The organism is Afipia sp. GW821-FHT04G03 (assembly GCF_059419985.1).
This window is the reverse complement of the sequence record NZ_JBWKSV010000001.1, coordinates 887,818-914,670: the sequence shown is the minus strand read 5'-3', so window position 1 is coordinate 914,670 and position 26,853 is coordinate 887,818. Positions and strand designations below refer to the sequence as shown.

24 protein-coding genes are annotated in these 26,853 nt (G+C 58.7%); 13 read left to right on the top strand and 11 right to left on the bottom strand.

Translation table 11 applies throughout. The features are described 5' to 3' along the window. The first annotated feature begins 8 nt into the window (after positions 1-8). Positions 9-1,001 (top strand): quinone oxidoreductase family protein, encoded by a 993-nt coding sequence (locus tag AC07UB_RS04480; RefSeq protein ID WP_494652040.1) that lies wholly within the window; start codon positions 9-11, stop codon positions 999-1,001. On the opposite strand, the gene AC07UB_RS04475 is transcribed toward AC07UB_RS04480, so the two are convergent. Further along, the gene (locus AC07UB_RS04475) at positions 902-1,639 is read right to left on the bottom strand and encodes a Crp/Fnr family transcriptional regulator (protein WP_494652042.1); all 738 of its coding nucleotides are present in this window, start codon (positions 1,637-1,639) and stop codon (positions 902-904) included. The two genes, AC07UB_RS04480 and AC07UB_RS04475, sit on opposite strands and share 100 nt — an antisense overlap. A gap of 383 nt (positions 1,640-2,022) precedes the next feature. On the opposite strand from AC07UB_RS04475, the gene AC07UB_RS04470 reads away from it, so the two are divergent. The 4 genes from AC07UB_RS04470 to AC07UB_RS04455 all read left to right on the top strand — a co-directional run bounded on the left by AC07UB_RS04470 (position 2,023) and on the right by AC07UB_RS04455 (position 6,381). Beyond that, positions 2,023-2,562, top strand: coding sequence for a TRAP transporter small permease subunit (locus AC07UB_RS04470; protein WP_494652688.1), 540 nt, complete (start codon positions 2,023-2,025; stop codon positions 2,560-2,562). Positions 2,563-2,589: 27 nt separating this feature from the next. Then, positions 2,590-4,014, top strand: coding sequence for a TRAP transporter large permease (locus AC07UB_RS04465; RefSeq protein ID WP_494652044.1), 1,425 nt, complete (start codon positions 2,590-2,592; stop codon positions 4,012-4,014). Positions 4,015-4,063: 49 nt separating this feature from the next. Continuing rightward, positions 4,064-5,158, top strand: coding sequence for a TRAP transporter substrate-binding protein (locus tag AC07UB_RS04460; protein WP_494652045.1), 1,095 nt, complete (start codon positions 4,064-4,066; stop codon positions 5,156-5,158). Positions 5,159-5,235: 77 nt separating this feature from the next. After that, positions 5,236-6,381: an acyl-CoA dehydrogenase family protein gene (locus AC07UB_RS04455; protein WP_494652047.1), complete on the top strand. Its 1,146-nt coding sequence runs from the start codon at positions 5,236-5,238 to the stop codon at positions 6,379-6,381. Between the two features lie 209 nt (positions 6,382-6,590). On the opposite strand, the gene AC07UB_RS04450 is transcribed toward AC07UB_RS04455, so the two are convergent. Continuing rightward, a complete protein-coding gene (locus AC07UB_RS04450) occupies positions 6,591-6,911 on the bottom strand; it encodes a hypothetical protein (protein WP_494652049.1) in 321 nt (106 codons plus the stop codon). On the opposite strand from AC07UB_RS04450, the gene AC07UB_RS04445 reads away from it, so the two are divergent. Further along, entirely contained in the window at positions 6,892-7,212 is a 321-nt protein-coding gene (locus AC07UB_RS04445) for a hypothetical protein (RefSeq protein WP_494652050.1), read from the top strand. The genes AC07UB_RS04450 and AC07UB_RS04445 overlap by 20 nt on opposite strands. A gap of 728 nt (positions 7,213-7,940) precedes the next feature. Here AC07UB_RS04445 and AC07UB_RS04440 read toward each other — a convergent pair. From AC07UB_RS04440 to AC07UB_RS04425, 4 genes are all read right to left on the bottom strand, one after another. Beyond that, positions 7,941-8,738, bottom strand: coding sequence for an SDR family NAD(P)-dependent oxidoreductase (locus AC07UB_RS04440; RefSeq protein WP_492792839.1), 798 nt, complete (start codon positions 8,736-8,738; stop codon positions 7,941-7,943). A gap of 68 nt (positions 8,739-8,806) precedes the next feature. Beyond that, complete coding sequence (locus AC07UB_RS04435; RefSeq protein WP_492792838.1) at positions 8,807-9,142, bottom strand: NIPSNAP family protein; 336 nt, start codon at positions 9,140-9,142, stop codon at positions 8,807-8,809. Positions 9,143-9,180: 38 nt separating this feature from the next. Next, on the bottom strand, positions 9,181-10,419 hold the full coding sequence (locus AC07UB_RS04430) for an ABC transporter substrate-binding protein (RefSeq protein WP_492792837.1): 1,239 nt from the start codon (positions 10,417-10,419) through the stop codon (positions 9,181-9,183). Positions 10,420-10,502: 83 nt separating this feature from the next. After that, entirely contained in the window at positions 10,503-12,209 is a 1,707-nt protein-coding gene (locus AC07UB_RS04425; protein WP_492792836.1) for an FAD-dependent oxidoreductase, read from the bottom strand. Positions 12,210-12,402: 193 nt separating this feature from the next. Here AC07UB_RS04425 and AC07UB_RS04420 point away from each other — a divergent pair, with 193 nt between their 5' ends. Continuing rightward, the gene (locus AC07UB_RS04420) at positions 12,403-13,278 is read left to right on the top strand and encodes a helix-turn-helix domain-containing protein (RefSeq protein ID WP_492792835.1); all 876 of its coding nucleotides are present in this window, start codon (positions 12,403-12,405) and stop codon (positions 13,276-13,278) included. Between the two features lie 16 nt (positions 13,279-13,294). On the opposite strand, the gene AC07UB_RS04415 is transcribed toward AC07UB_RS04420, so the two are convergent. Continuing rightward, on the bottom strand, positions 13,295-13,705 hold the full coding sequence (locus tag AC07UB_RS04415) for a Zn-ribbon domain-containing OB-fold protein (RefSeq protein ID WP_492792834.1): 411 nt from the start codon (positions 13,703-13,705) through the stop codon (positions 13,295-13,297). Position 13,706: 1 nt separating this feature from the next. After that, the gene (locus AC07UB_RS04410) at positions 13,707-14,972 is read right to left on the bottom strand and encodes a thiolase family protein (protein ID WP_492792833.1); all 1,266 of its coding nucleotides are present in this window, start codon (positions 14,970-14,972) and stop codon (positions 13,707-13,709) included. 115 nt (positions 14,973-15,087) lie between these two features. Between AC07UB_RS04410 and AC07UB_RS04405 the strand changes: the two genes are divergently transcribed. After that, complete coding sequence (locus tag AC07UB_RS04405; protein ID WP_494652052.1) at positions 15,088-16,701, top strand: flavin-containing monooxygenase; 1,614 nt, start codon at positions 15,088-15,090, stop codon at positions 16,699-16,701. A 30-nt stretch (positions 16,702-16,731) separates the two neighbouring features. Here AC07UB_RS04405 and AC07UB_RS04400 read toward each other — a convergent pair whose 3' ends face one another. Further along, entirely contained in the window at positions 16,732-17,859 is a 1,128-nt protein-coding gene (locus AC07UB_RS04400) for a nitronate monooxygenase (protein WP_492792831.1), read from the bottom strand. A gap of 551 nt (positions 17,860-18,410) precedes the next feature. On the opposite strand from AC07UB_RS04400, the gene AC07UB_RS04395 reads away from it, so the two are divergent. The 4 genes from AC07UB_RS04395 (at position 18,411) to AC07UB_RS04380 (ending at position 23,979) form a co-directional block, all read left to right on the top strand. Further along, the gene (locus tag AC07UB_RS04395) at positions 18,411-19,280 is read left to right on the top strand and encodes a branched-chain amino acid ABC transporter permease (RefSeq protein ID WP_492792830.1); all 870 of its coding nucleotides are present in this window, start codon (positions 18,411-18,413) and stop codon (positions 19,278-19,280) included. Beyond that, on the top strand, positions 19,277-21,787 hold the full coding sequence (locus AC07UB_RS04390; protein ID WP_492792829.1) for a branched-chain amino acid ABC transporter ATP-binding protein/permease: 2,511 nt from the start codon (positions 19,277-19,279) through the stop codon (positions 21,785-21,787). The genes AC07UB_RS04395 and AC07UB_RS04390 overlap by 4 nt, the downstream gene beginning before the upstream one ends. 69 nt (positions 21,788-21,856) lie before the next feature. Further along, positions 21,857-23,137 carry an ABC transporter substrate-binding protein gene (locus AC07UB_RS04385; RefSeq protein ID WP_492792828.1) on the top strand — a complete coding sequence of 427 codons (1,281 nt, stop codon included), beginning with the start codon at positions 21,857-21,859 and terminating at the stop codon, positions 23,135-23,137. Between the two features lie 110 nt (positions 23,138-23,247). After that, positions 23,248-23,979: an SDR family NAD(P)-dependent oxidoreductase gene (locus AC07UB_RS04380; RefSeq protein WP_492792827.1), complete on the top strand. Its 732-nt coding sequence runs from the start codon at positions 23,248-23,250 to the stop codon at positions 23,977-23,979. A 54-nt stretch (positions 23,980-24,033) separates the two neighbouring features. On the opposite strand, the gene pobA is transcribed toward AC07UB_RS04380, so the two are convergent. Next, complete coding sequence (gene pobA, locus AC07UB_RS04375) at positions 24,034-25,203, bottom strand: 4-hydroxybenzoate 3-monooxygenase (protein ID WP_494652054.1); 1,170 nt, start codon at positions 25,201-25,203, stop codon at positions 24,034-24,036. A gap of 171 nt (positions 25,204-25,374) precedes the next feature. On the opposite strand from pobA, the gene AC07UB_RS04370 reads away from it, so the two are divergent. After that, entirely contained in the window at positions 25,375-26,157 is a 783-nt protein-coding gene (locus AC07UB_RS04370; protein WP_492792825.1) for an SDR family oxidoreductase, read from the top strand. Positions 26,158-26,202: 45 nt separating this feature from the next. On the opposite strand, the gene AC07UB_RS04365 is transcribed toward AC07UB_RS04370, so the two are convergent. Next, positions 26,203-26,685: a MarR family winged helix-turn-helix transcriptional regulator gene (locus AC07UB_RS04365; protein WP_492792824.1), complete on the bottom strand. Its 483-nt coding sequence runs from the start codon at positions 26,683-26,685 to the stop codon at positions 26,203-26,205. Positions 26,686-26,853: the final 168 nt, after the last annotated feature.

Sequence of the window (26,853 nt, the reverse complement as noted above, 5' to 3'; positions counted from 1 at the left end):
GGGCTGACATGGAGCTATCAGCGATCAGGGTTCACCGCACCGGCGGCCCGGAGGTGATGATTTGGGAGAAGGTTGATGTGCCCTCGCCGGGGCCCGGCGAGGTCCGCGTGCGACACACGGCTGTGGGGCTGAACTTTCTCGACACTTATTTCCGCAGTGGTCTTTACCCGGTACCTCTGCCGTTCGTCCCAGGTGCGGAAGCGGCTGGTGTCGTCGATGAACTGGGTGAGGGAGTGACCACGTTCCGCAAAGGCGAGCGTGTCGTCTATGCAGGGAGCACCGGGGCCTACGCTCAGGCTCGGATCATCGCGGCGGAGAATTTGATCAGGTTGCCCGATGACGTCGACGACCGTACCGCAGCTGCGGTGCTGTTGCAGGGTCTGACGGCACGTTTTTTGATTAAGGATGTGTACCCGGTAAAAAGCGGAGATTTCATTCTTGTTCATGCGGCCGCGGGCGGCGTTGGAACATTGGTGTGCCAATGGGCCAGCGCGCTTGGTGCGCAGGTTATCGGGACAGTCTCCTCGGATGAAAAGGCGAAGATCGCAGCCTCAAACGGATGTATGTATCCGATCGTGCATGGCCGGGAGGATTTCGTCGCGAGGGTCGCCGAGATCACCGGCGGCACGAAACTAAAGGTGGTTTATGATTCGATCGGGCGTGACACGTTCTTGCGGTCTCTGGACTGTCTGATGCCGATGGGCTTGATGGTCGTGTTCGGGCAATCGTCGGGCCCGATTGATCCGCTCGAGATCAATCTGCTTGGGCGAAAGGGATCGTTGGTGCTAACGCGCCCAATGCTGCCGGATTTCATGCGCGGCGCCGGCCGGCTTCAGCAGAGCGCGGACGAACTGTTTCAAGCCCTGCGCAGCGGAATGCTTCGAGTCGCCGTCAATAAGACTTACGATCTCCGGGAAGCGGCGACGGCACACCGCGATCTGGAGGGGCGTCGCACGATCGGCTCCATTGTATTCGATGTCCCGCCCGCGACGGACATCTGAACCTGCCGTTTAGGTCTCATTCCGGTGGGATCATGCCCGGCTGCGACCAAAAGCATCGAGGGATTGCATACGACGACGCGCCCATATTCGATGCGGATCATCTTCTTTTCCTCGAACTTGCGCAGCACGCGGTTAACCGTCTGCCGCGAAGTTCCGATCATGGCGGCCAGTGCCTCCTGAGTCATACGGCAGTCGGCGGATGATGGGGAGGGAACGTCTGATGTCTGAAGCAGGACCTGCGCCACGCGATTTGGCAACGGCATCGCCTTCATTTCGGCCAGCATGCTCATTGCCTCCCGGATATCTTGGCAAAGGAGTTGCGAGAATTGTAGCACGTAGCGCGGTTCCTGCTCGATGATCGCGTTAAAGGTTGATGTGGACAGATGAAGCAAACGCGTGGGGGCGGTAGCAACGGCGTCCTGAAATCGAGGTTGTTGATCGAGAACCGAAAGGTGGCCAAACCACGATCCTGGCTTCAGCACCCGATAAAGGATGTGCTTGCCGTCATTGGTGTTGGCGACCAGTCGCACTTCTCCGGAAAGTACGGCGAACTGTCCGTTCGAAAGATCACCCGTGGCATAAATCAGCGATCCGCTTGCGACGTCGCGCTGAGCAGATTTGTCGATAATCAACTCCATGAGCGATTCCGGCAACTCGCTGAACCAGCTGTGTCTGAGTAAGATTTTCTTGATCTGGCTTTGTACCACTGACCCGACCCATTTGCGTTTCCTGACAAACTATTGCGCTGGATGGGACATCGCGCAATGCCTTCGCGGCGGTCAGGGAATTTAACCGGCAATTTTGCAATGCAGCAAAACAGGATTGTCACAGCTTTGACAGTCTCGACAGATCGAGATGGCGACAGTCACCCCAGCAACGGGAGAGAGCAGTGAACGCACTAGCTTAACGGATCGTGCGATCGATGCGGAAAGGCCGCTCGTCGCGGTGCGGCGTCAGCAATCGTCGCTTGTTAAAATTTTGGGCAGATCGCGCCGTCGTTCACAAAATTGATGGGGAATACATGAAGGGCTTGCTTCGGATCAGCTCGGCAATCGATTTCGTTTCCGCTCGGTTCGGTGGACTGGCCGACTGGTTCATTTTGGCTGCCGTCCTTATCAGCGCCGTGAACGCCGCCGTGCGATATGTTTTCAGCTACAGCTCCAATGCGTTCCTAGAAATTCAATGGTATCTGTTTGGAGCTGTCGTGCTTCTTGGAGCGGCGCACACGCTCTGCAAAAACGAACATGTCCGCGTGGATCTTGTTTATTCGTCGGCGTCTCGTCGTGGCCGCTTATGGATCGACGTGTTCGGACTCTCATTCTTTCTGATTCCGGTGGGCTGCTATCTCACAAAGCTGTCTGTTCCATTCTTCCTTCGTTCATTCGAGGGCGGTGAGGTGTCCAACAACGCCGGCGGCCTCATTCTGTGGCCCGTCAAGCTCATGCTGCCGCTCGGATTTGTGCTGATCACGGCTCAGGGCATTTCCGAATTGATCAAGCGAATTTCAGCGCTCGCCGGATTGAGCGACGCGGAGATCGACTATGAAAGACCACTCCAGTGAAGTCAGTTGCGAAGAGGAGTGTCTGAAATGCTATCGCATGGATTGATGCCGCCACTGATGTTCGGTGGCATGATTGTCGTGCTGCTAATCGGCTTCCCCGTGGCGTTCTCGCTCTTCGCTGTCGGCTTGCTGTTTGGGCTTGCGGGTATCGCGACTGGACATTTCAGTCCGGATTTCCTGCAGGCTTTGCCTTTCCGGCTATTTGGAACGATCTCCAATGAGTTGCTGCTGGCGATTCCATTTTTCACGTTCATGGGTGCGATTCTGGAGCGATGCGGCCTCGCTGAAGACCTTCTTGAGGGAATGGGGCAGCTCTTCGGCGGACGGCCCGGCGGTTTGGCTTTCGCGGTTGTTATTGTCGGGGCCATTCTTGGCGCAATCACGGGTACCGTAGCGGCATCCGTTATCGCGATGGGTCTGATCTCTCTGCCCGTAATGTTGAGATACGGTTATGATATGCGGCTGGCCACTGGCGTCATCGCCGCGTCGGGCACCATCACGCAAGTCATTCCGCCGTCATTGGTCCTCATTGTTCTTGCCGATCAGCTCAAGCGATCCGTCGGCGATATGTATCTCGGAGCCATCGGACCGTCGATTCTTCAGGTCGCTATTTTCCTCGCGTTCCTCGCTGGCGTCGCCATTCTTCAGCCCGCGCGTATGCCACCGCTGCCGCTCGAAGCGCGGACGTTGCAAGGTTGGCCGTTAATTCGACGGGTGCTCCTCGCAATGGTGCCGTCGCTAGGCCTGATTTTCCTTGTGCTGGGGACGATTTTTCTCGGTCTCGCCACGCCGACGGAAGCAGGCGCGATGGGGGCGGTCGGAGCGATGTTGCTCGCCTGGCTACATGGCCGACTGAGCTGGAAGCTGGTTCGCGAAGGAATGAGTTCGACCGCGAGCGTCACCTCGATGGTGATCTATATCCTGTTCGGGGCAACCTGCTTCAGTCTGGTTTTTCAGGGTATGGATGGTGGCGCGTGGATTGAGGGCCTGCTCAAAAGCCTACCCGGTGGCCAAACTGGTTTTTTGTTGTTCACCAACATATTCATTTTCTTTCTCGCGTTCTTTCTCGACTTCTTCGAGATCGCATTCATCGTCATTCCGCTGCTGGCGCCGGTGGCCGACAAGCTCGGCATAGACTTGATCTGGCTTGGTCTTCTGATTTGCGTGAACATGCAGACAAGCTTCATGCATCCGCCGTTCGGATTCGCATTGTTCTATCTGCGCGGCGTCGCGCCAAAGGAAGTGAAGAGCTCCGATATCTATTGGGGAGCAGTTCCCTGGATCTGCCTGCAGCTGCTGCTCGTTGGCATTTTGATCATGTTTCCGCAGAGCGTCACTTACTGGAAAACAGAGGAAAGTCGCCTCGATAAAAGCGTGATCGAGCAGAAGCTGAACGATATCAGCCCGCCAGTTCCAGATGATGAGATCGAGGTGCCAAAAATCACCCAATGATAAAGCCGTGAGCTGCCAACAAAAATCAGATAATTACAAGGAGGAGAAAATGGATCGACGCGCATTTACGAAAGCGGTTGCCCTGGGAGGGCTCGGTGGAGCGCTCGCGACACCGGCTATCGCTCAATCAAATCCCAACGTGAAATGGCGTTGGGTTTCAAGTTTTCCGAAGAATCTGACGATCTCTTACGATGCGTGTGTGGGTTTTGCGAAGCGGGTTTCGGAACTCACGGATGGCAAATTCCAGATCCAGCTCTTTGGGCCAGGCGAGTTGGTCCCGGCCTTTCAGGTCCTGGACGCAGTTCAGAACGGCACCGTCGAGACCGGTTTTACAGCGTCCTACTTCAACGTCGGGAAGGATCCGACCTTCGGTTTCGCCACGGCGATGCCTTTCGGTCTCAACACGCGGCAACAAAGCGCGTGGATGCTGCGCGGCGGCGGATTGCAGCTCTGTAACGATTTTTATCGCGCTTACAATGTCAACTACGTGCCGATGGGACACACCGGAGCACAAATGGGCGGCTGGTTCCGCAAGGAGATCAAAAGCCTTCATGACATGAAGGGCCTTAAGATGAGAATCGGAGGTCTCACGGGAGAGATCATGAAGCGGATGGGCGTCGTCCCGCAAAACATCCCCGCAGGTGATATTTATCCGGCGCTTGAGCGCGGCACGATCGATGCGGTGGAGTATGTGGGCCCCTTCGATGACGAGCAACTGGGTCTCTACAAGGTCGCGAAGTATTATTACTATCCAGGCTGGTGGGAGGGGTGCGTGCAGGTTGGTAATTTCGTCAATCTCGAAAAATGGAATGAGTTGCCGGCTTCCTACAAGGCGGCATTCGAGGTCGCTGCAAGTGAAGCAACCTCTCTGATTCTTGCTGGCTATGACGCATGGAATGGTGCCGCACTTCGTCGGCTCGTTGGTCTCGGTGCCGAACTGCGGGCGTTTCCACGGGATATGATGTCCGAGGCCTACGGCGTTGCCTTCGACTACTACGACGAACTGGCAGCCAAGAACGAGAAATTCAAGAAAATCTATGATAACTGGAAGGCGTTTCGTGAGGATGCCTTTCTTTGGAATAGGATCGGTGAGGCGAGCTACGACAATTTCGTTTATGCCGAGCATGCGAAGAGAAAGCGCTGAGTTGTAATCAGGTTTGCGATTGCGGCCATCGGAGATACGTCTTCGATGGCCGTCTTATCCTATAATGCGAGGAACTCATGCAATATCGCTCGTCGTGGATGACTGAGGAGCTAGATACGTTTCGCGACCAGTTCCGGAAATTTCTCGCGAACGATTTGGCCCCGTATGCCGAAAAATGGCGTGATCAGAAAATGGTCGATCGTTCCGCCTGGCAGGCGCTGGGCCAAATGGGTGCGTTGCTGCCGAGCGTGCCGGAAGCTTACGGGGGGTTGGGGGCAACCTTTGCCTATGATGCTGCCGTATTCGAAGATCTGGAAAGTGTGGTGCCCGAGCTCGCGAGCGGCGTTACTGTAAGTAGCGGGATCGTCGCGCACTACATCCTGAACTACGGTTCGGAGGAGCAGAAACTGCGTTGGCTGCCGGGTATGGCACGTGGCGAGTTGATCGGCGCAATTGCCATGACCGAACCCGGAACGGGCTCCGATCTGCAAAGCATACGGACCACCGCACGCCGGCAGGGCGATACGTACGTCATCAATGGTCAGAAGACGTTTATTACAAACGGCCAGACTGCGGACCTGATCATTGTTGTCGCGCGAACCGGCGGCGCGGGCGCCAAGGGGCTGTCATTAATTGTCGTTGAGACTCAGGACAATGATGGATTCCGCCGCGGTCGAAACCTCGACAAGATCGGTTTGCATGCCTCTGACACATCGGAATTGTTTTTCGAGGATGCGATTGCCGCGTCGAACAATCTTCTGGGCGGGGAGGAAGGAAAGGGCTTTGTGCAGTTGATGCAACAATTGCCGCAGGAGCGTCTTATCATTGCAGTCGGTGCTGTCGCGTCAATGGAGCGAGCCGTAAAATTGACAATCGATTATACAAAAGAGCGTAAGGCCTTTGGTCAACCGATCATCGGGTTCCAGAACACAGCATTCACGTTGGCGGAACGTAAGACCGAGGCCATGATCGCGCGGGTGTTTGTCGATTGGTGTATTGAACGGTTGATCGTTGGTGATCTCGATGCGGTGACGGCATCGATGGCGAAATGGTGGTGTTCGCAGAAACAGGTGGAGACAGCTGACGAATGTCTTCAGCTTCACGGTGGGTATGGCTACATGAGGGAGTATCCCATCTCTCGCATGTTCGTCGATGCGCGCATTCAAAAGATTTACGGCGGCGCTAATGAGGTCATGAAGTTGCTGATCGCGCGATCCTTGTGACGCGTTGAATTTGAAGTACCAATTGAGGTCGCGTGATGCACGAACAATAGCGTCGAACGACTGCGTTGACGCCTGCGGTCGCTGCAATCGGCGAAATTGTAAAAAAACGGATGGCATGAGTTCTGAATTAAGTGCGTTGTCAGAACCGAAGCGAATGCTGAAACCCGGTGACCGTGTTCGTATGAATGCGCGAGGTCGGACGCGCCACCCTAAATATGGCGATCGTGAAGATCTTGTTGCCGGGACGAGGCTCTCCGAGTAGCTGGAGGATCAAGTTCGACGAGCGCACCAGCATTCAGATTATCCATCAGGATTACCTGGAGCAGGTGCCTGGCATCGCGCATGAATCGGTATCGGCTTATGTTGCGACTGCCATCTTCGGCGGCCTTGCCTTTCAGATTTCGGTCGGCAAGCTCTCCGATCGCTTCGATCGGCGGCTCGTAGCCGCAGGGGTTGCGACCGGCCTTTGCATAATGACGTTTGTGCTCGCTGTGGTCCCGGTTGCCGCAAGTGGTAATTTTTATCGGCACTTTCGTACTCGGTGGCTTCATCACTACTATCTATCCCGTCTGTGTCGCTCATGCCAATGACAGGGTGTCGAGCGAAGGCATCGTTGCCGTCAGTGGTCAGCTTATTCTGATCACTGGTACGGCGTCGTTTCTGGGCCCGATCATCGGAACGACTGTGATGGGAGTCGCCGGGATCGAAGGCGTGTTTGTCTACATGACTGTTGTGGCGGCGATGTTCGCTGCTGCAGCCATTTGGCACACAGTTCGCGTTGGGGCCTTGACGGGAAGAACCGACCATTCGTTGTGCTCAACGACCGAATGAGCCAGCCGATCGCGCGTGTAGCCGAGGAAGAGAACATTCATATAGTCGTCGAGTGCGTATCGCAAATCGTCAGTGACGCCAACTGAACGGTCGGGGTGAAATGATCAAGATGCTCACGCTCGAGGAATTGTTATTCGGCTCTTTAATTGCGAACTGTCGTCAAGCTCTTTTGAGATGTCGGCAATGACGAGCGCGGTGCGGCTCGATCGGGTCTATTTTCGTTTTCGAAATCCCTGATCGGCTCTGAAAATTCGCTGTTCCGGGCCTGTTCGATCCCTGTTCTTTGCGTAGGGAATTCTGCGAGAAAGACCTGCCAAATGGGCGTATCTCATACTTGCTTCGCAGAAAAGTGCCCCGAATCTATAAAATACCCTGTTCTTTTCCCTGTTAGCAGGGAATTCACGCGGAGACGGGCGCGATCAGCACTGTGTCGCCAGCCAACCAGTCCGGCTTTCATAGAATATCCTTCCCATATGGAAGAAAAGCCAGCAAATTGCGGGCTTCTTTAACGTCCACCGGTCTCTGAGTGACGCGTTATGGAATGTCTTATTCTGCGTCGGCTTGTTTGGTGTGCATGAAGTTCAGACATAAAATCATCGACTTTGGACATTGCTAATTTCAGTAGAGGTACTGGAAATTGAAGCGGGCAGGTGCATTGTCACGATAAGCCTGTACGGCCCACCGCATGATCAACCGCCTCCTTCTTCCGAAGGCGAGAACCAGGCAGGTTATCGGGGGCTTTCGAAACCGGGCCGCGGAATGGTCCCCATGATGCCGCGCGTAAAGCCGCCATCGACGATGATATCGGCGCCCGTGATGTAGTCCGCACGGTCGCTGGCCAGGAACACGACCGCGTTGGCGATGTCTTCAGGTTCTCCGATACGGCGTCGTGGGACGAGGGCGCGCCGCGCTTCCGTGACGCCGGGCGTGTCGTAAAGGCTCTGCGTCATCGGGGTGCGGATGAGGCCGGGGCTGACGACGTTGCTGCGCACGCCGCGCGGGCCCCATTCCGTGGCGAGTTGTTCGGACAGCATGGTCACCGCAGCCTTGCTGGTGCTGTAAGCGCCGCTGAAGCTCTGAGGCGCATGCGCGGCGATGGACGCGACATGGACAATGGCGCCGCGTCCCTGATTCAGCATCTGCGCTCCGAACACGCGCGCGCAGCGAAAATAACCGGTCAGATTCAAGGACAGGATCGTCTGCCAGTCGTCGAGCGACATGGTGTCGAGATGTCCCGCGCGCATGGTGCCGGCGTTGTTGACGAGGATCGCGGCTGGACCGAACTCCTTGTGGGCCTGCGTTGCAGCTTCGTTCACGCTGTCGTCGCTGGTGACGTCGCAATGAATGAATGTTCCGCTCCCTCCGATCGACCGGATGTCATCGAGCGCATGCGAGGAGAATTCATCGCGATCGAGCAATGTCACCACCGCCCCGGCCTTGGCGAGACCAAGAGCGATGCCGCGCCCGATGCCTGCGCCCGCACCCGTTACGACGGCGACCTTACCGGCGAGATCAATCCAGCTCATTTTATCCTCGTCCTGCATGTGTCACCGCGATGCTGATGATCGCGGCGAATGAGTCGCCGTTGGTTTGGCTACGCGGTCTTGAGCGACGGCAACTCAATCCGCCGGATCAGTCTGTTCTCCTGCGCCGTGATGAGATGCTCGGACGCTTGAAGATAGGCCGGCCAGGCGGGGTCCTTGTCGCGCGCGGCATGCCGCTGCTCGAATTCGCCCATGTCGTCGAAGCCCCAGAGGTGGACGATCTGGTTAAGTTGGCCGACGGCGCTCGTATACATGGCCAGCGGCCGGCCCAGATATTTGAGCTGGACCGGCATCGCGAGGCGATCGAATACATCGATGAACTCAGCCATCTTCCTCAGGCGGATTGTGTAAACCCGCAGGTCGACGATCGGAGCATCATAGGGCATGCGATATCACCGTGGTTCGTTGTGGAATTTGTGGTGGCTCAGGTCTTGATAAACGGGCAGCTGCCTTCCGCGATCGGCCGGAAAGCTTCTTCGGACGGCAGGGTGGAGACCAGCTTGTAGATGTCGCCCGCGTGTTTGCTCTCTTCAGGTTTCTTGACCTCGAACAGATAGGCAGGATGAATCTTGCGGCCGTCTTCGCGGATTCTCCCGGCACCGAAGCAATCGTCGTCGGTGGGCATCTTCTTCATGAGGTCGACGACATCGCGGCCCGAGGCTTTCGCCCGCTCGACGCCGAGCTCCTTGACCGCCTTGAGGTAGTGCGTGACGCAGGAATAGTCGCCCGCCTGGCTCATGTTCGGGAAAACGCCGTTGCCGAGGCGTGGCTTGACACGCGACATGAAGGACCGGGTCCGGTCGTTCAGGTCCCAATAGAAGGTCTCCGTCAGCGACAGTCCCTTGGCGATCGGTAATCCCATGGCGTTCACGTCGGTGATGTATCCGACCATCGCGGCCATGCGGGCACCGCTTCGGTCGAGGCCGAATTCCTGCGCCTGCTTGAGGCAACTGATCAACTCGCTGCCGGAATTGGCGAATGCGATGACGTTCGCGCCGCTGGCCTGCGCCTGCAGGAGGAAGGACGAATAGTCAGTGGTTGATCCGAACGGATATCGAACCGATCCGAGAACCGTTCCGCCTGCCGCTTTGACGAACTTGGAGGCGTCGGCTTCCGCAGCGTGGCCAAACGCGTAATCCGCGGTGACGAAAAACCATTTCGTGCCGCCCGTCCGGACCAGCGATGTTGCGGTGGAATGGGCCAGACACCAGGAATCCCAGGCCCAGTGAACGAGATTGGGGCTGCAGCTCTTGCCGGTGAGGTCCGAGCTTCCAGCGGTCGTGATCAGCGCGACCTTTTTCTTTTCCTCGATGAGGTAGCGCGCGCCGAGCGCGATTGAACTGTTTCCGACGTTCTCGATCAAGTCGACGCCGTCTTGATCGAACCACTTGCGGATGATGCCGAGACCGATGTCGGCCTTGTTCTGGTGATCCGCGACCAGCACCTCGACCTTGATGTCGGGATTCTGGGCCATGAACTCGTTGACGGCCTGCTGGGCGCAGGCGACGGTGGTCGGACCGGAGACATCGCGATAGACGCCCGACATGTCGGTGATGACGCCGATGCGGATCGTCTTGCCGGCCTGCGCACGGGCGGCTTTCGGTCTCATCGTGGTGGCAGCGGCCAATCCCGTCGCAATGAACGTGCGGCGATCGATCTTCATTTTGTTTTTCCCTTTTGTGTTTGTCTTGAGTTTTTTGTCGTGGCTTTCGAAGGCGGCGGTTTGCCGTGTCGCGTGAACGGCGTCTATTCGTCGATTCCGGCCAGATGCCGGCCCGTGATGTAGCCAAATGTCATGATCGGACCGAGCGTGATGCCGGCTCCCGGATAGTTGCCGCCCATGATGCTCGCGCGATCGTTTCCGACCGCGTAGAGGCCGGGGATTGGCGTGGCGTTCTCGCCGAGAACGCGGCCCACGGTGTCGGTCGTCAGCCCGTCGAAGGTGCCGAGATCGCCCATGAAAAGCTTGAGGGCGTAGTAGGGTGCCTTACCGATCGGTCCCACATTCGGATTGGGCTTGTGTGCCGGATCACCGAGGAAGCGGTTGAAGGCAGTCGTTCCGCGGCCGAATGCGGGGTCCTCGCCGACGACGGCCCCCGTGTTGTACTCGCGCACGGTCTGTTCGAGAGCCTCGGCATCAAGCCCTGCGGCCTTGGCTAGATCGCGCAGGGTCGGCGCCGACTGAAGGTAGCCATTGCGCACATAAATGCTGGTCGGAACCGGCGCGGGCTTGGCGTGTCCAAGACCGTATTTCCGGATCGTGGCATGGTCGCAGATCAGCCACGCGGCGGTTTCCGATTCCGCCTCGCTGTCGGCGATCATCGCGGCGCCGGTGTCGTGATAGGAATTCGCTTCGTTGGTGAAGCGCTTGCCGTGACGATTGACCGCGATGATGCCCGGCTTGTAGCGATCGACGAGATGGGGAAACAAGCCGAACTTGCCGTCACCCATCGGCACCTTGGAGACAGGCATCCAGGCCGCGGCATTGGGAAAGCGGATCTCGCACGTGCCGCCGACGCTCTCCGCCATTTTCACGCCATCGCCGGTGTTGCCGTCAGGCGTCGGTGACAGATGTTGGCCGCCACGAGCCACATGCGGGTAAGCGCGCGCGATGCGTTCCTTGTCGTGAGGAAAGCCGCCGCACGCCAGCACCACAGCGCGGCGCGCGGAGATGCGGTACTCGCCATCGCCGTCTTGCACAATCGCGCCACGGATTGCACCATTCTCGCTCAGCAGGCGCCGCGCGGGCGTCTTCGTGAGAAGGGGAATCTTTAGATCGAAAACGGTCTTGGCCAGTCGCGCCACCAGCGCGTTACCGCTCGTGATCTGAACGCCGCGGCGATAGAGCGCGAGATCCTTCAGGTGATTCACAAGACGCTTGGCGACGTATACTGCGGATTTAAGCGAGCGGGTTGCGCGGAAGAAGTGCTTGAGGTCTTCGTTTGACGAGTTGAACATCATTCCGATGAAGGTGATCGTGGTCAGCGGCGGACGTAGTCGCTTGATCTCATCGCCTAGCGCGCGCGCGTCGAATGCGGCGGCCGTGACCGAACGGCCAATCGCGGCGCCGCCGGGTACATCCGGGTGGTAGTCCGGATAGCCGGACAACACGAATTTGGCCTCGGTCTCGCGCTCGAAGTATTCGAGCATGCGCGGGCCCTGGTCGAGGAAAGCGTCGATTGCTTTCTCGCTGTAGAAGTTCCCGGTTTCGTTCCGCATGTATTGGATTGCGGCTTCACGCGTATCGTTGACGCCCGCCTTGCGGGCGTGAGGATTGCCGGGAATCCAGAGAACTCCACCGGAAAACGCTGTCGTCCCGCCGAAGAATTCCTCCTTCTCGATGATGATGACGTCGAGTCCGTTTTTTTTCGCGGTGATCGCGGTGGACAGCCCGCCGGCACCCGAGCCGATGATCAGAACATCGCATGCGCGATCTCGCTGTGCATTGTGCATTGGTGTTCCTCCCGTTTTCAGCATGTCGGTCGCGTGAGTGTGATCTCATCGCGGGAGCATCTGCGTGCCGGAAAATTCTTAGGCCGGAGGTGAAACAGCGCCAATGGACGAATTCGGATTTCTATTGCACTTTTCGTAACTGCGCTTACTCTTCCATGCGTCAGAACGACACTGTCTGAATGGTGCATGGGCGATGATTCCTCGCTATTTTCTCTATGAAGAAACGGCTTCGGAGCTCGAACCCGCGTTTCTCCATATCGAGGCCATTCCGGTCCGAAGCAGCCGTCACGATTGGACGATTCGGCCTCATTCTCACCCCGATCATCATCAAATCCTTGTCCTTGATCGGGGCGGCGGAACGCTCCTGATCGAGGGCGAAAGCTGGCAATTGGCGCCGACGGCGCTGATCGTGGTCCCCGCGCTCACCGTGCATGCCTTTCAGTTTCAGCGCGATACCAATGGGTTCGTGATCACGGTGGCGTCGTCGTTTCTACGGTCCGCGCTGGAGGAGGATGCGAAGCTGCTCGACGGATTTCTAAAGCCACGCCATTTCTCCGAGGATCGGCTTGCAACGAGCATCAATCTTGTCGATGTATTCGCTTCTCTGGAGCGGGAATTTGTCTGGGCCGCGCCGGGGCGCCGCACCGCCATCAAGGCCTATTTGCAATTGATCGCCGTCACCATCGACCGCCTCGTTGGAAAGGATCGCGGCGGTTCCGTTTCCAGCGTTCGCGATTCCGATCTCGTCTTCCATTTTCGCGAACTCATCGAGATGCACTACCGCGATCATCTGTCGCTCGAAAATTTTGCGCAAAAGCTTGGCGTTACAACCGCCCGTCTCAATGCCTCCTGCCGCATGATCACCGGCCGATCGTCGCTGTCCCTGATCAACGACCGGATTCTGATCGAAGCCAAGCGGAGCCTGCTGTACTCCGGGATGAATGTTGGGGAGATAGGCGTATCTCTCGGATTCTCCGATCCCGCATATTTCAATCGGTTTTTCGCACGTGGCGCCGGTGTGTCGCCGGGAAAATTTCGTGAAACGATTATGCGCTCGGAACTGAGGTGAATGCGTGTGCGTATCGTTATTCCGGAATCAGGATGGGAAGCACGACGCCATCACTTACTCGCTCATATCCGATGCGAAGCGGCAAGCCGATCCGCAAGGTGACATTTCCGGGATTGTGCAGCCGCGCCAGCATACGGACGCCCTCGGGTAACTCCGCTGTAACGAGAGCATAGGGCGCTTCGGCTTTGAAAGCCGGGTGATAGGCGTGATGGGCAACTGTCCAGCTATGGATGTGCGCTTTGCCAGAAGCTTGCAGCCAGGAGACGTCCATCGCGTAGCATGCGCTGCAGACGGGACGCGGATAGTGGCGCAACGTTCCGCATTGTCCGCATTGCTGAATGAGAAATCTCTCGTGCGTCAAGCCTTCCCAATGGGGTTGGCTGTGCGGCGTGATATCGGGCAGGGGACGCGAAGAAGGTTCGCTCATGTCATCCCCGCCTCATGATGGCGACGGCGCCGTCGCCAAGATCGCCATACCCGGTCACCAACCCGATCTCCGGATTCCTGACCTGCGCCTTTCCCGCCTGCCCGCGCAGTTGCTTTACGAGTTCGACGACATGGTTCATGCCGGCGAGATGTGCCTGCGACAGCAGTCCCCCGTGAGTGTTGACCGGAAGCTTGCCGTTCAGACCGATGTTGCCGTTTTCAACGAACGCGCCGCCTTCGCCTTTCTTGCAGAAGCCGAGATCTTCAAGCTGGCACAGCACGATGTAGGTGAAGCAATCGTAGATTTGCGCGACGTCGATGTCCGCTGGGGTCAGCCCGCACATCGAAAAAACTCGCGGGGCCGCTTTGGCAACTCCGAGGCGAAGCATATCAGGGCGCTGAGTGATTGTGCTGGGGCTATCCGGATGAGCTTCCGCGACGCCCATGATGACGACAAGCGGCTGCGGCATGTCCCGAGCTTCGTCAGCCGCGCTGACGATGATCGCGGCTCCTCCGTCGCTTTCAAGGCTACAATCCAAAAGCCGGAACGGATCGGAAATCATCCGGCACGATTGATGGTCGTCCAGCGAGATCGGCGTGCGCATGATGGCATTGTCATTCAACATTGCGTGCTTGCGCATGGTCACTGCAATTTCGCCGAACTGTTGGCTGGTGGTTCCAAATAACTCCATATGTCGCCGCGCCATTGGCGCGTAGAGCGTGGCGGGAGCGACGGCGCCTTGAGGCAGCTCGAACTCGCCCACCGTTCGGAACTGAGGCATGGCATGAAGCCGGGTTCCGATCCGGGCGCCGGAGAAGCCGGTTCGACCGACGGGGAGCAGGACATGCCGACACACCCCCGAAGCGATCGCCATGGCGGCGGTCTGAAGAGCCGCGACGCAGCTCGCGCCCCCAAGAGGGGTAACGGCTGAAAACTTTAGATCCGGCAGTGCGAAATTGGTGATGAAATCTTCCGCAACGACCGGGCTGATACCCATTGGAATAACAATCCCGTCGATGTCCCGGGGCTCAATTCCGGCATCCGCTACAGCTTTCAGCGCGGCCTCCATCTGCAGGTCGAGTGCTGTCGGAGTGGGAACGCCGCCGCGTGTATAAGCCGTCTCTCCGATGCCTGAGACGGCTGCGATGTCCCTGATGGTCATCTCGATATCCTTAAGCGTCTTAGAGACCAGGCTGACGGCTACCGCAATTTCATTGCTATTTGTTGTTATGTCAACACAGGTTCGACGCTTGTGCAATGCATTCAAATCACACCAAGTTCTATGTTGTGATCTCAACATGAGAGATGTATAGACCCCTCTGCGGCGTGTGTTCAGTGGGGACACCCGTGTCAGGATTGCCAAACGTGTGCGAGAGGGCTCGATGAGCGATAAAAAGAAGGTCTCAACCAGCTTGGATGTTATCGTCGTGGGAGCGGGTTTTGCGGGCGTGTACGCGCTGCAGCGGCTGCGCGGCGATGGATACTCCGTCCGGGTGCTCGAGGCTGCGGATTCGATCGGCGGCACGTGGTACTGGAACCGCTATCCGGGGGCGCGCTGCGACGTCGAGAGCATGCAGTATTCGTTTTCGTTTTCCGATGAGATACAGCAGGAGTGGAGCTGGTCGCAGCTTTACGCGCCGCAACCGGAAATTCTCAGCTATATCAAATTCGTCGCTGACAAGCTGGACCTGAACAAGGACATTCAGCTCAACACGCGGGTCGTCGCCGCGACCTTCGACGAGCAGACGAAGATGTGGGAGGTGCGCACGGAGACGGGCGATACCTTCGTGGCGCCGTTTTGCGTCATGGCGACAGGTTGCCTGTCCATTCCGATCATTCCCACATTCCCTGGCATGGATAGTTTCAAGGGGGAGGTCTATCGCACGTCGGACTGGCCGCATGACGGTGTCGATCTCACGGGCAAGCGCGTCGGATTGATCGGTACCGGCTCATCCGGAATCCAGGCGGCGCCGCACATCGCCGAGCAGGCGGAGCACCTCTACGTATTCCAGCGCACGCCGAACTATTCGATCCCCGCACTCAACCGTCCGATGGATCAGGACTACGAGCTTGGCTGGAAGAAAAACTATCGCGATCGTCGCGTGGCTGCGCGGGAAACGCGCAACAATACGCTCAACCATGCCGGAACAGTGCTCGGCAGTTCGGTGAGCTATGAGGAGCGTGAGAAGGAATTCGAGCGGCGTTGGACGTCGATCGGCGGCATCAGCTTCATGTACGCCTACCCTGATATGACCAGCGACAAAGAGGTCAATGCGCACGCGTCCGATTTCGTGCGCCGCCAGATCGCCAAGGTGGTCGATGATCCGGCAGTCGCCAAGCGTTTGATGCCGAGCGATTACGGCATTGGCGGAAAGCGCATTTGCGTCGATACGGCTTACTTCCAGACGTTCAATCGCAGCAATGTCACGCTGGTGGACGTCAAGGACGGTCCGCTGGAGGCGATTACGCCGACGGGCCTCAAAACCGCGACGGCAACATTCGACCTCGATGTCATCATCATGGCGATCGGCTTCGATGCCATGACGGGGGCGCTGCTCCGCATCGATATCACCGGCCGCTCTGATCTCAAGCTACGCGACCGATGGGCCGAAGGCCCGAAGACATATATCGGAATGGCGATCTCCGGATTTCCGAACCTCTTCATGATTACGGGGCCGGGAAGTCCGTCCGTCTTCACCAACATGGTGACATCGATCGAGCAGCATGTGGATTGGATCGCGGACTGCCTTGCGCATCTGAAAAAGCGCGGCTTCTCGGCAATTGAAGCAACTGCTGAAGCTGAAGAGAAGTGGGTTTCTCACGTCAATGAAGTGGCGAACCGCACCATGATGCCGAACAACAACTCGTGGTATGTTGGAGCGAACATTCCGGGAAAGCCGCGCGTTTTCATGCCATATCTCGGCGGCGCAGCTGTCTACAAGCAGGTTATCGATAATGTCGCGAAGAAAGACTACGAGGGTTTTAGATTGGCGTGAGCCGGCCTCATGGTGAACCAACCGGAGGCATTAAGCCTCCGGGAAATACTGCTTCATGCGTTCGGTCGCTTCAACGTAGTCATTCAGGAAATCTCCGATGACGCTGCGAACCGAAGTCTCCTCAGTCATCGTGCCGACGACCTGCCCCGCAGGGATTGAGAGGAGGTCGCCGCGTTTGGCACGCTCAATACGCGCTTTGGCCAGGTAGTAGAGAGTGTTCTGGAGCGGAGGCATTAGGTGTCGGGGCGCGCCGGGCTGTTCCCAAGCTTCTGACAGCTTGCTTTTGATCATCCGGACGGTTTTCCCCGTCATCCATTTACGTTGCACGGCATCCTCGGTCTTTGCCTGGAACAGCACGCCTTTCTCCAGCGGAGTGAGTTCGCTTTCGCGAGTGCCGAGCCAGATCGTGCCGCACCACACGCCTTGCGCGCCGAGCGCAAGGGCGGCCGCAATCTGCCGCCCTCGGCTGATGCCGCCGGCTGCCAATACCGCCACCTCGGGACCGCAAATATCGACCACCTGCGGTACCAGCACCATCGTGGAGATCGTGCCCGTATGGCCGCCTGCTTCGGTCCCTTGAGCGATGACTATATCGACTCCGGCTTCCTTGTGGTGGATGGCATGTTCAGGCTTGCCGCACAGCGAACCGACCAGCAATCCGCGGGCGTGAAATTCTCCCACAAGGTCCTTCGGCGGCGGTCCCAAAGCGCTGACGATGAGCCGGACTTGTGGGTGCTTCAATGCGACATCAATCAGCTTGCGGGCGCCGGCTGGAGTCGTGTTGCGTTCACGGGCAGAGAGTTCTTGCGAAGCCCGCAGAGCTTCTGTCGGCGAAAGCTCCGGCACACCTTCGTGCGTCATGAAATTGTCGACAAATGTTTTTTGCGCTTCTGGGATGAGATCCTGGACGCTGGCTGTCGCGCCTTCCGCGGCGTGGTCATAACGCACAGGGATCAATACGTCGACGCCATAAGGGCGCCCCTCGACGTGGTTGTCGATCCATTGCAGCTCTCGCTCGAGTTGTTCGGGCGAGAACGTAACAGCGCCGAGGACGCCGAAGCCGCCAGCTTTTGTAACTTCCACCACGACGTCGCGGCAATGCGAAAAGGCAAATACTGGGATTTCGGCGCCCAGTCGTCGGCAAATGTCGGTTTGCACGGCAGTTCTCCAAGAAAGATCAAGAATATATCGATACAGACGAATGTTGTGTTGTCAACATCATGTCTTGCTGCGATGCAGTGCGAGGTTTGCGTCGAATAAATAATGTTGCGCTATCAACATGCATGCGACATTGTCCTGGGTAAGACAGCCAGTCGAAGCCGGACGTAGAAGAATGGGTGAGGGATCGACGAGAGATTTGCTGCTGCGGGCGGCTTGGACCGGTGTTTGCGCATCTCCATGCAATTATGTCGGTGCCGTCGTCGATGTGTGAGCTGTCATTGTTGCCATGGATGAGTGGGTTCCATGCAGAGCATGACGCCCGCTTAAGCGGTCGCCGCGGCTGAGAAGGCGCGGTTAACTGAGGATGCACATTCAGCAATGAATCATAACGTTCATTTGGAAGGCAGGAATATTGCAGTAGCGTGCGCGACGTGCACTGCTGCGCGAACGATTGGCGCTCCGCTTGTCCGGAGAGGCGCATGTTCGGCGTCATCCGATCGCGATGCAGTTGCGATGGATGTTGTCCGCTTCGCAAGAGTGTCGCGGTCATGATGGATGCAATCCTGTCTCAGCTTGCGAACGGTCTCGTTCTGGGATTTCTCTACATTCTCATCGCGGTCGGCCTCTCGATTATTTTTGGCTTGCTCGGCATTGTGAATTTCGCACATGGCGCGTTCTTCGCGCTCGGTGCGTATTTCGCGGTGACGATCATCGGACATGTAGGCTGGTGGGCGGTGATTTTCGCGCCCATCGCGGTCGCGCTGGTCGGCGTGGTGTGCGAACTGGTCCTGATCAAACGGCTGTATCGCGAAGGGCCGCTGATGAGCCTGATCGTGACGTTCGCGCTCGCGCTGCTGATCGAGGCGCTGATCCGCACGTTCTGGGGATCGGCCGGTCTTCCGATGAGCCCGCCGCAGTTCCTGACCGGCCTCGTCGAATTCGGTCCTATCCTCCTGACGACGTACCGCCTCGGCCTTCTCGTCATCACGGCTTTCCTTCTCGTGCTGCTGTGGGCGTTCTTCGCCTTCACGCCTTACGGCCGAATTCTGCGCGCGGGCAGTCGCGATCCCGAAATGCTGGCGCTGCTGGGCATCAATTTTCCGAAAGTCATGACCGGCGCATTCGCGCTGGGATGTTTTCTCGCTGGCGCTGCGGGCGCGCTTGCTGGACCGCTCTGGACTGTCTCGCCCGCAATGACCTCGGCCGCGAGCATGCCGGCGTTCGTGATCGTCACCATTGGGGGCCTCGGCTCCTATAAGGGCGCGATCGTGGCGGGACTGCTCGTCGGCGTTGTGACGGCGCTCTGTGTTCAGTTCCTGCCTGAAGCCTCCGGCGTGGCGATGTACGTGCTGATGGCGGTGGTGCTGCTGTTGCGTCCGCGCGGACTGTTTGGGGAAGCATGGGAACGCTTCGAATGATTAAATCAAAATTCTGGAGCCACCCGGTTCTATGGGCCGCGATCGTTCTCGGCGCGCTGACGCTGCAGGCGCTCGTGCTGGGCTCTCACCTGTCGATCATCACAGAGATCGTGATCTACGTTCTGTATGGCGTCGGACTGAACGTGATGCTCGGTTACACCGGTCTCGTCCCGTTCGGTGCGTCTGTTTTCTTTGGCCTTGCGACCTACGCGTCGGCCATCGCGATCCAGCGCTATGTCGGCAACGAGATCGGGGCGCTGGCGATCAGTGTCGCGTTCTCCGCGTTGCTCGGTCTTTCGCTGGGTGCGCTGGTGCTGCTGCGGCGCGGATTGTACTTTTCGCTGCTGACGCTGGCCTGTTCCCAGATTGCGTTCGAGATCGCGTTCAAATGGACTGACGTCACCGGTGGCGAAAACGGTCTTCAGAACGTGTCGCGTGTGTTGTTTCCGGACGCCAAGAGCTTTCATCTGTTCTGCCTGGCGCTGACCATCGCGATGCTGTTTGCGCTGTGGCGTCTTGGGCATTCCCCGCTCGGCCGCACCTTCCAGGCCATTCGTGAGAACGAGGAGCGGGCGCGCAGCCTCGGATACGACGTCTATCGGCTTAAGCTCTGCTCGTTCGTGATCTCCGGCTCCGTCATCGGCCTGGCCGGCGGACTGCTGGCCTTTTTGGTTCAGGGAGCCTACGCCAATAATCTGAGCTGGCAGCATGCGGGCGATGCCCTGATGGCCAATGTGCTCGGCGGCGTTCATCATTTTCTCGGTCCGCTGTGGGGAGCAATCGTCTTCATTGTCCTGCAGGACTATCTGAGCGCCATCACCGAGAACTGGTGGCTGCTGTTTGCGCCGATCGTGATAGTGCTCGCGCTTTTCTCGCCGCAGGGATTGCACGGGCTGGCCCAGCGGATTTTCTCGCGCCAGCGTTATACGCTGGTGAGGGACGGGATTCCGCAGCGGCCGCAGCATATCGTGCCCTATGATGCGGGCGGCGACGATGCCGCGCCGGTCGAGCCGATTCTTGAAGTCCGCAAGCTGTCGCGCAACTTCGGCGCGCTGGTGACGGCCCATGAGATCGACCTGCAGATCATGTCGCGAGGTTTGCATAGCCTCATCGGGCCCAACGGCGCGGGCAAAACGACATTCTTCAACATGCTGACCGGCGTCCTGCCACCAAATGGCGGGCAGATTTTCTTCGCCGGGCAGGACATCACCCGGATGGCGGTGCATAAACGGGCACGGATCGGCATCGGCCGGTCGTTCCAGATCGTGCGGGTCTTTCCGCATCTGTCGGCTTTCGAGAACGCCCGCATCGCGGTGCAGGCCACCAGCCCGAAACGCTTCGACGTGTGGCGCGACGCCTATGGGGTGAGCGACATCAACGGCAAGACGTGGAGCCTGCTGTCTGCGGTCGGCCTGCAGGATCGCGCGGAGATTCTGTGCGAGAACCTTGCTCACGGTGAACAGCGATTGCTCGAAATCGCCGTCACGCTGGCAGGCAATTCCAAGGTTCTGCTGTTCGACGAGCCGTTGGCCGGTCTCGCGGAGCAGGATCGCCGCGTCATCACGGATCTGATCGTGCGGCTTTCAAAGAGCCACGCCGTGTTCCTCGTCGAGCATGACATCGATCGGGTGTTGAGTGTTTCGGACCGGATCACGGTGCTGCACCAGGGCAAGTTGATCGCTGACGGAAAGCCGGACCAGATCGCGCGCGATCCCGCCGTGATTGCGGCCTATCTGGGCAAATCGCGCGGTGCTGGCGACGCGGCTTCGGAACGGACGGTCGAGCGCTCGGCGCGTGTGCCGGGCAAGCAGCTTCTGCGTGTCGCGAATCTCACAGGCGGATACGAAGGCAGCCGCATCCTCAGTGATCTCAGCATCGAGCTTCGCGAGGGCGAGGTGGTTGCATTGCTGGGGCGCAACGGTGTCGGCAAGACTACTGCGTTGCGCGCCATCATGGGGGCCTGCGAGATCGAGTCCGGCGATATCAGCCTGGATGGCAAGACGCTGCGCGGCGTTCCCTCGCACGAGATCAACCGCCTAGGCATCACGCTGGTTCCTCAGGGGCGCCGGTTGTTTCCGAATCTGACGGTTGCCGAGAATCTGCTTCTGGCCATGCGGCCGGGCGGCGCCTCGCTTGACGAGGCATATGCGCTGTTCCCCAAGCTGCGAGTGATGCAGAACGCCAAGGCGCAGAACCTGTCCGGCGGCGAACGCCAAATGGTGGCGATCGCGCGGGCGCTGATGGTGCCGAGCCGCATCATCCTGCTGGATGAGCCGTTCGAAGGCCTCGCTCCCGCCGTCGTCGACGACATCATGACAGCGATCCTCGAACTGCGTTCCCGCGCCAGCCTGATCATCGTGGAACACGATGCCTCTGCGATCCTTCAGATCGCCGATCGTGCCTACATCTTGGTCAACGGCGCTGTCGCCTACCAGGGCGAGGCCGACGCGCTGTCGCGAGATACGGCGGTGCAGGCGAAGTACCTCGGACTGGCTCACGCCGAGTGACAGCAGGTTACGACATCTCAGTCTGGTACAAAATCGATTTGACGGGAATAAACGGGAAAGGAAGCGACTATGAAAAAATCTGACAAGGGTAACAGCGACGCCGGGCTCCCGGTCCTCTCGCGATTCTCCAGGCGTCGTTTTCTGACGACATCCGGAGCCGCGATCGTTTCGGGCAGCGCGTTGTCGCTGTCGGCGCCCTATCTGCGAACCGCAGCAGCTGACGAGCCGATCCGCATCGGCATGGTGCTCGCCAAGCAGGGCGCGTTCGCGCAGCAGGGCGCTGACCTCGCGCAGGGCGTCCAGATCGCTCTCAAGGAGGCGAGCAACAAGGCGCTGGGCCGCAACATCGAATTGACCTGGCTCGACGAGTCCGATCCGCAAAGCGCAACCCAGAACATCACCAAGCTCATTCAGGAGCAGAAGGTGTCGGTGGTGATCGGCGGCACCTCGAGCGCGAACTCGCTCGCCATGGGCGCGGTGGCAAAGCGCAGCCGCGTGCCGTTCATTTCGTTGAACGCCGCGGCTCGGGAAATCACCGGCAAACAGTGCAACCGCTTCACCTTCCGCGGGCCTGCTTCGGTGCCGGTCTATGCCCGCGCGATGGCGCCGGAACTGCTCGCTGTCGGCAAGAAGTGGTATTTCCTCATCGCCTCGTTCACGTTCGGCGATGACGTGCTCTCGACCTACAGCGACATCATCAAGGCCGCGGGCGGAACGATTGTCGGCACCGACCGCGTGCCGGTCGAAACGACGGATCTCAGTTCGTACATCCTGAAAGTGCGGCAGGCGAAGCCTGATCTGCTCATCAGCGGGCTTGCGAATGTCGGACCGATCCTGAAGCAATTCAAGGAATTCGGCATGACCGGGCAGGTCGGCGTCGCCGGCCCGGCGGTGAGCGACACGGACCTGTGGAGCGTTCCGCGCGAGGCGCTCACAGGCATTTACGGAAAGACCTGGTACTTCAACGATCCGAACAATTCCAAGGAAGACAAGGTGTTCGTCGAGGCCTACCGGAAGGCCAATGACAAGCCGCCGACCGATCGCGTTTGGTTCGGCTGGTTCATGACGCGCTTCCTTCTGTCGGCGATGGAAAGCGGGAAATCCGCCGAGTCCGTGAAGCTCGTGGAAGCGCTCGAAGGTCTCCGCTTCAAGGACGGCAATCAGGAAGTCGGATTCCGTGACTGGGATCATCAGATGATCCGGCGTCCTGTAGTCGGAACGGCGCAGGCCAATCCGTCGGACAAGTGGGACACGTTGAAGGTTAAGCCTCAGGCTGCGGCGGATGCAGCGGAGCTCGGCCGGCTGTTCGGGTCCAAGGACGAGATCGGCTGTAACATGGAAGCTCTGTAATCGAGAGCTGGACCCATCTGCCCCCGCCGTATGGATAGGTTCCTATCAATGCGGCGGGGGGTGTTTCGACGGATGAGCCGCCGCCCGTGACAGGCTGCAGAAAGTGTCCGATGGATCGCTTCGCAAACAAGATCATTCTGGTGACCGGAGCCGCGGGAGGTCAGGGGGCGGAGGAGGCGCGCAGACTCGTCAAGGAAGGCGGGCGCGTCGTCATCGGGGATATTCTGGACGAGCAGGGCAGGGCCCTTGCCGAAAGCCTTGGCGTCCGCGCGAGCTATAGGCGGCTTGATGTTGCCGACGAGGCGAACTGGCAGGCGGTCATCGCCGATTGCGAGGCGCTCGGCGGCCTGCACGGGCTTGTCAACAATGCTGGAATCTATCGCCCGAAATCCATTCCGGAAACCGACACGGCGTTGCTCGACGCCCATTTCCGGGTCAACCAGCTCGGCGTTGTTCTTGGTCTCAAGCACGCTGCGCCGCTAATGCAACGTTCGGGCGGAGGCGCGATCGTCAATGTGTCATCGACCGCCGGCCTGCAGGGCATCCCTAATGCGATTGCCTATGTCGGCACCAAATGGGCGGTGCGCGGCATGACCAAGTCGGCGGCGCTTGAATTTGCCCCGCTTGGCATCCGGGTGAACTCGGTCCATCCCGGCCTCATCGACACCACGATGCTGAGCAGCCGGGTGCGCGAGGATCTCGAACGCCGCGCGGCCTTGATCCCACTGAAGCGGATGGGAACCTCTGAAGATGTCGCGAAGGTCGTTCTGTTTCTGCTTTCGGACGACAGTGCTTACATGACCGGCGCCGAACTCAGCGTCGATGGCGGTCTTTCGCTGTAAAGAACGCATCCCGCTAGGCGGAGGCCCTGACGGCAGGGCCTCTCGCCAGCGCTGCTAGAATGGCAATCCGACGTAATTCTCGGAGAGCGATGCGGTCGCCGCCTTCGAACTGATCAGATACTCGAGTTCGGTCTGCTGGATGCGGACGGAAAAGCTGTCGGTGTTAGGAAAGCGATGCAGAACAGACGTCATCCACCACGAGAACCGTTCGGCCTTCCACACGCGCGCCAGCGCCTTTGCGGAATAGGCGTCGATCCCCGCGTCCGATTTTTCATCATAGAATTCGCGAAGTGCTTCGGAGAGGTAATAAACGTCGCTGACCGCGAGGTTTAGGCCTTTCGCGCCCGTCGGAGGGACGATATGGGCCGCATCCCCCGCAAGGAACATCCGGCCGAGGCGCATCGGTTCGGCCACGTAGGACCGCAGCGGTGCGATGCTTTTCTCGATCGAAGGTCCCGTGACGAGGTTGGCCACTGCTTCATCGTCCAGCCGCCGCTTTAGCTCATCCCAGAACCGGTCGTCCGGCCACTGGTCGATGTGATCGTCAATCGGACATTGAATGTAGTACCGGCTGCGCGTCATCGAGCGCATCGAGCACAGCGCGAATCCGCGCTCGTGGCCGGCATAGATCAGTTCATGGGAGACGGGTCTGGTGTCTGAAAGAATGCCAAGCCAGCCAAACGGATAAACACGCTCGAATTCACGAAGCGCCGGTTTGGAGATGCTTTGACGGCAGACGCCGTGAAACCCGTCGCAACCGGCGATGAAATCGCATTCGATCACCTGCGTGATACCGTCCTTCACAAAGCTGACGCTAGGCTTTGCTCCGTCGAACCCATGTGGCGTGACGTCACCTGCGTCGTATACTGTAGTCCGCCCCGCCTTTTCCCGCGCTTCCATGAGGTCGCGCGTAACTTCGGTCTGGCCGTAGACGGTGACACGCTTTCCGGTTGTCGCCGCGAGATCGATCCGATGACGCGATCCGTCGAAGGCGAGTTCGATCCCGTCATGCGGCAGGCCTTCGGTGTTCAGCCGAGTGGCGACGCCTATTGTTCGCAGCGTGTCGACGGTTCCCTGTTCCAGCACGCCGGCGCGAATGCGCGCCAGAACGTAATCCGCGTCCTTGCGCTCCAGGATGATATTGTCCACGCCGTGGTGATGAAGGAGCTGGCCTAGCAGCAGCCCGGCAGGACCGGCTCCAATGATCGCAACTTGAGTTCGCAAATCCGCACTTCCTATGTTGATATAGCAACATAGCGCAGCGAATAGTCAGGTCAATGTGCAAATACGGCGGTCCCTCACACAAGGCGCAATGCACCATGTTGACACGGCAACATAAAGAACTAGCCTGCCGACAGCGTTGCATGCTGAGGCGCCATGATAAGGAGGAATGCAGTGGCTGATCAAAATCCGACCGTAACGATTACGGGAGCCGCTGATGGAATTGGCTGGGCGACAGCCCAGCTGTTCGCGCAACAAGGCTATCGCGTTGCGTTAGTGGACATTAACGCGGTGAGTGTCGGTGAACGCGCGGCGGAGCTCGGGGCGCATCATTTCGGGGTCGGTTGCGACGTATCGAAGGAGCAGGATGTCCGCAATGCATGTCAGCTCATCAAGGCGCGATTTGGCCGTCTCGACGTTCTGGTCAACAATGCCGGCATTGGCAGTCCGCATCTGCCGACCACAGAGCAGACTCTCGATAGCTTCGAGAGAGTCCTGAGCATTCATCTCGCCGGTACGTTCCTGTTCTCGCGAGAGGCTTATGCGCTGATGGTGCCGCAAAAATCGGGCGCGATCGTCAATATCAGCTCGATCGCCGGTGTCACCGGGCTTCCCCGTCGAAACGCTTACGGAGCTGCCAAGGCCGGAATCGCGATGATGACCAAGTCGCTGGCGTGCGAATGGGCGTCCAGCGGAATCCGCGTCAACGCCGTCGCGCCGGGGTATGTGGCGACGGCGCTGGTCAAGAAACTCGAGAGCGATGGATCTATCGACGTGCCGCGACTTGAGCGGCGGATTCCGATGGGCCGCCTGGCGACGCCGCAGGAGATTGCTGCGGCCATCCATTTTCTGAGCTCGGAGGCGGCGGGCTACATCACCGGGGTTGTCTTGTCGGTTGATGGAGGGTGGGCTGCTTTTGGAGACGCAGGCGATGCATCAACGCCAACTCCGAGCTAGTGCCGGCGATATGGCGCAGATGCTGCGGGTTGATTCAAGGATTCGTCAATATTCGTCGGCGTTGATTGCTTCGACAGCCGGCAGGTTCTTGAGAAGAATATGAAGATAGCCGATAAGCTTGTCGCTGTCCTTCTTGCTCAGGCCGACAAGAAGCGCGTCCTCACGCGCCAATGCCAGCTGAATGATGCGGTCGTGCAGTTCGCGACCCTTGGGCATGAGGCTGAATTCAAGATTTCGCCCAAACCCCTGCTTGCTCTTGATCATCTTCTTGGTTTGGAGAAACGCGGCGCCCCTGCTGATGGCCGCCTTGTCGATCCCCATGAGCTGGCTCATTTGCGCGCCCGTCCCGCCTTCATATACGGCGAGATAAGATAGTATGCGCCACTCAACAACGCCGACGCCGAAGCGGCTCCGGTAGACTTGGGATGCGCTCGCAGCAAGTTTGTTCGAGAGCCAGGTAAGAAGTCCCGGAACGTATTGCTCGAGATGAAGTGCGGCCCGGGCTTGGGTCGATTTCTTGGAAGGCATGCGATGGGATCCGTACTCTCGCGGCGATTCTTCAGTGTTTCAATGAAGTATTGGCTGGAGAGCGATCCATCCGCAAGGCGTATTGGGGGCGATGATGAAAATGCTTCCATCCTGAGGTGGCAATCAGGTCTTTCCATTGAGGATCAGCCAGCGATTGGTTTGTCAGGT

Bases quoted from the DNA above. Each gene is read 5' to 3' on its own strand.
- AC07UB_RS04480 (WP_494652040.1), top strand. From the start codon at position 9: ATGGAGCTATCAGCGATCAGGGTTCACCGCACCGGCGGCCCGGAGGTG.
- AC07UB_RS04475 (WP_494652042.1), bottom strand. From the start codon at position 1,639: ATGGAGTTGATTATCGACAAATCTGCTCAGCGCGACGTCGCAAGCGGA.
- AC07UB_RS04470 (WP_494652688.1), top strand. From the start codon at position 2,023: ATGAAGGGCTTGCTTCGGATCAGCTCGGCAATCGATTTCGTTTCCGCT.
- AC07UB_RS04465 (WP_494652044.1), top strand. From the start codon at position 2,590: ATGCTATCGCATGGATTGATGCCGCCACTGATGTTCGGTGGCATGATT.
- AC07UB_RS04460 (WP_494652045.1), top strand. From the start codon at position 4,064: ATGGATCGACGCGCATTTACGAAAGCGGTTGCCCTGGGAGGGCTCGGT.
- AC07UB_RS04455 (WP_494652047.1), top strand. From the start codon at position 5,236: ATGCAATATCGCTCGTCGTGGATGACTGAGGAGCTAGATACGTTTCGC.
- AC07UB_RS04440 (WP_492792839.1), bottom strand. From the start codon at position 8,738: ATGAGCTGGATTGATCTCGCCGGTAAGGTCGCCGTCGTAACGGGTGCG.
- AC07UB_RS04435 (WP_492792838.1), bottom strand. From the start codon at position 9,142: ATGCCCTATGATGCTCCGATCGTCGACCTGCGGGTTTACACAATCCGC.
- AC07UB_RS04430 (WP_492792837.1), bottom strand. From the start codon at position 10,419: ATGAAGATCGATCGCCGCACGTTCATTGCGACGGGATTGGCCGCTGCC.
- AC07UB_RS04425 (WP_492792836.1), bottom strand. From the start codon at position 12,209: ATGCACAATGCACAGCGAGATCGCGCATGCGATGTTCTGATCATCGGC.
- AC07UB_RS04420 (WP_492792835.1), top strand. From the start codon at position 12,403: ATGATTCCTCGCTATTTTCTCTATGAAGAAACGGCTTCGGAGCTCGAA.
- AC07UB_RS04415 (WP_492792834.1), bottom strand. From the start codon at position 13,705: ATGAGCGAACCTTCTTCGCGTCCCCTGCCCGATATCACGCCGCACAGC.
- AC07UB_RS04405 (WP_494652052.1), top strand. From the start codon at position 15,088: ATGAGCGATAAAAAGAAGGTCTCAACCAGCTTGGATGTTATCGTCGTG.
- AC07UB_RS04395 (WP_492792830.1), top strand. From the start codon at position 18,411: ATGATGGATGCAATCCTGTCTCAGCTTGCGAACGGTCTCGTTCTGGGA.
- AC07UB_RS04390 (WP_492792829.1), top strand. From the start codon at position 19,277: ATGATTAAATCAAAATTCTGGAGCCACCCGGTTCTATGGGCCGCGATC.
- AC07UB_RS04385 (WP_492792828.1), top strand. From the start codon at position 21,857: ATGAAAAAATCTGACAAGGGTAACAGCGACGCCGGGCTCCCGGTCCTC.
- AC07UB_RS04380 (WP_492792827.1), top strand. From the start codon at position 23,248: ATGGATCGCTTCGCAAACAAGATCATTCTGGTGACCGGAGCCGCGGGA.
- AC07UB_RS04365 (WP_492792824.1), bottom strand. From the start codon at position 26,685: ATGCCTTCCAAGAAATCGACCCAAGCCCGGGCCGCACTTCATCTCGAG.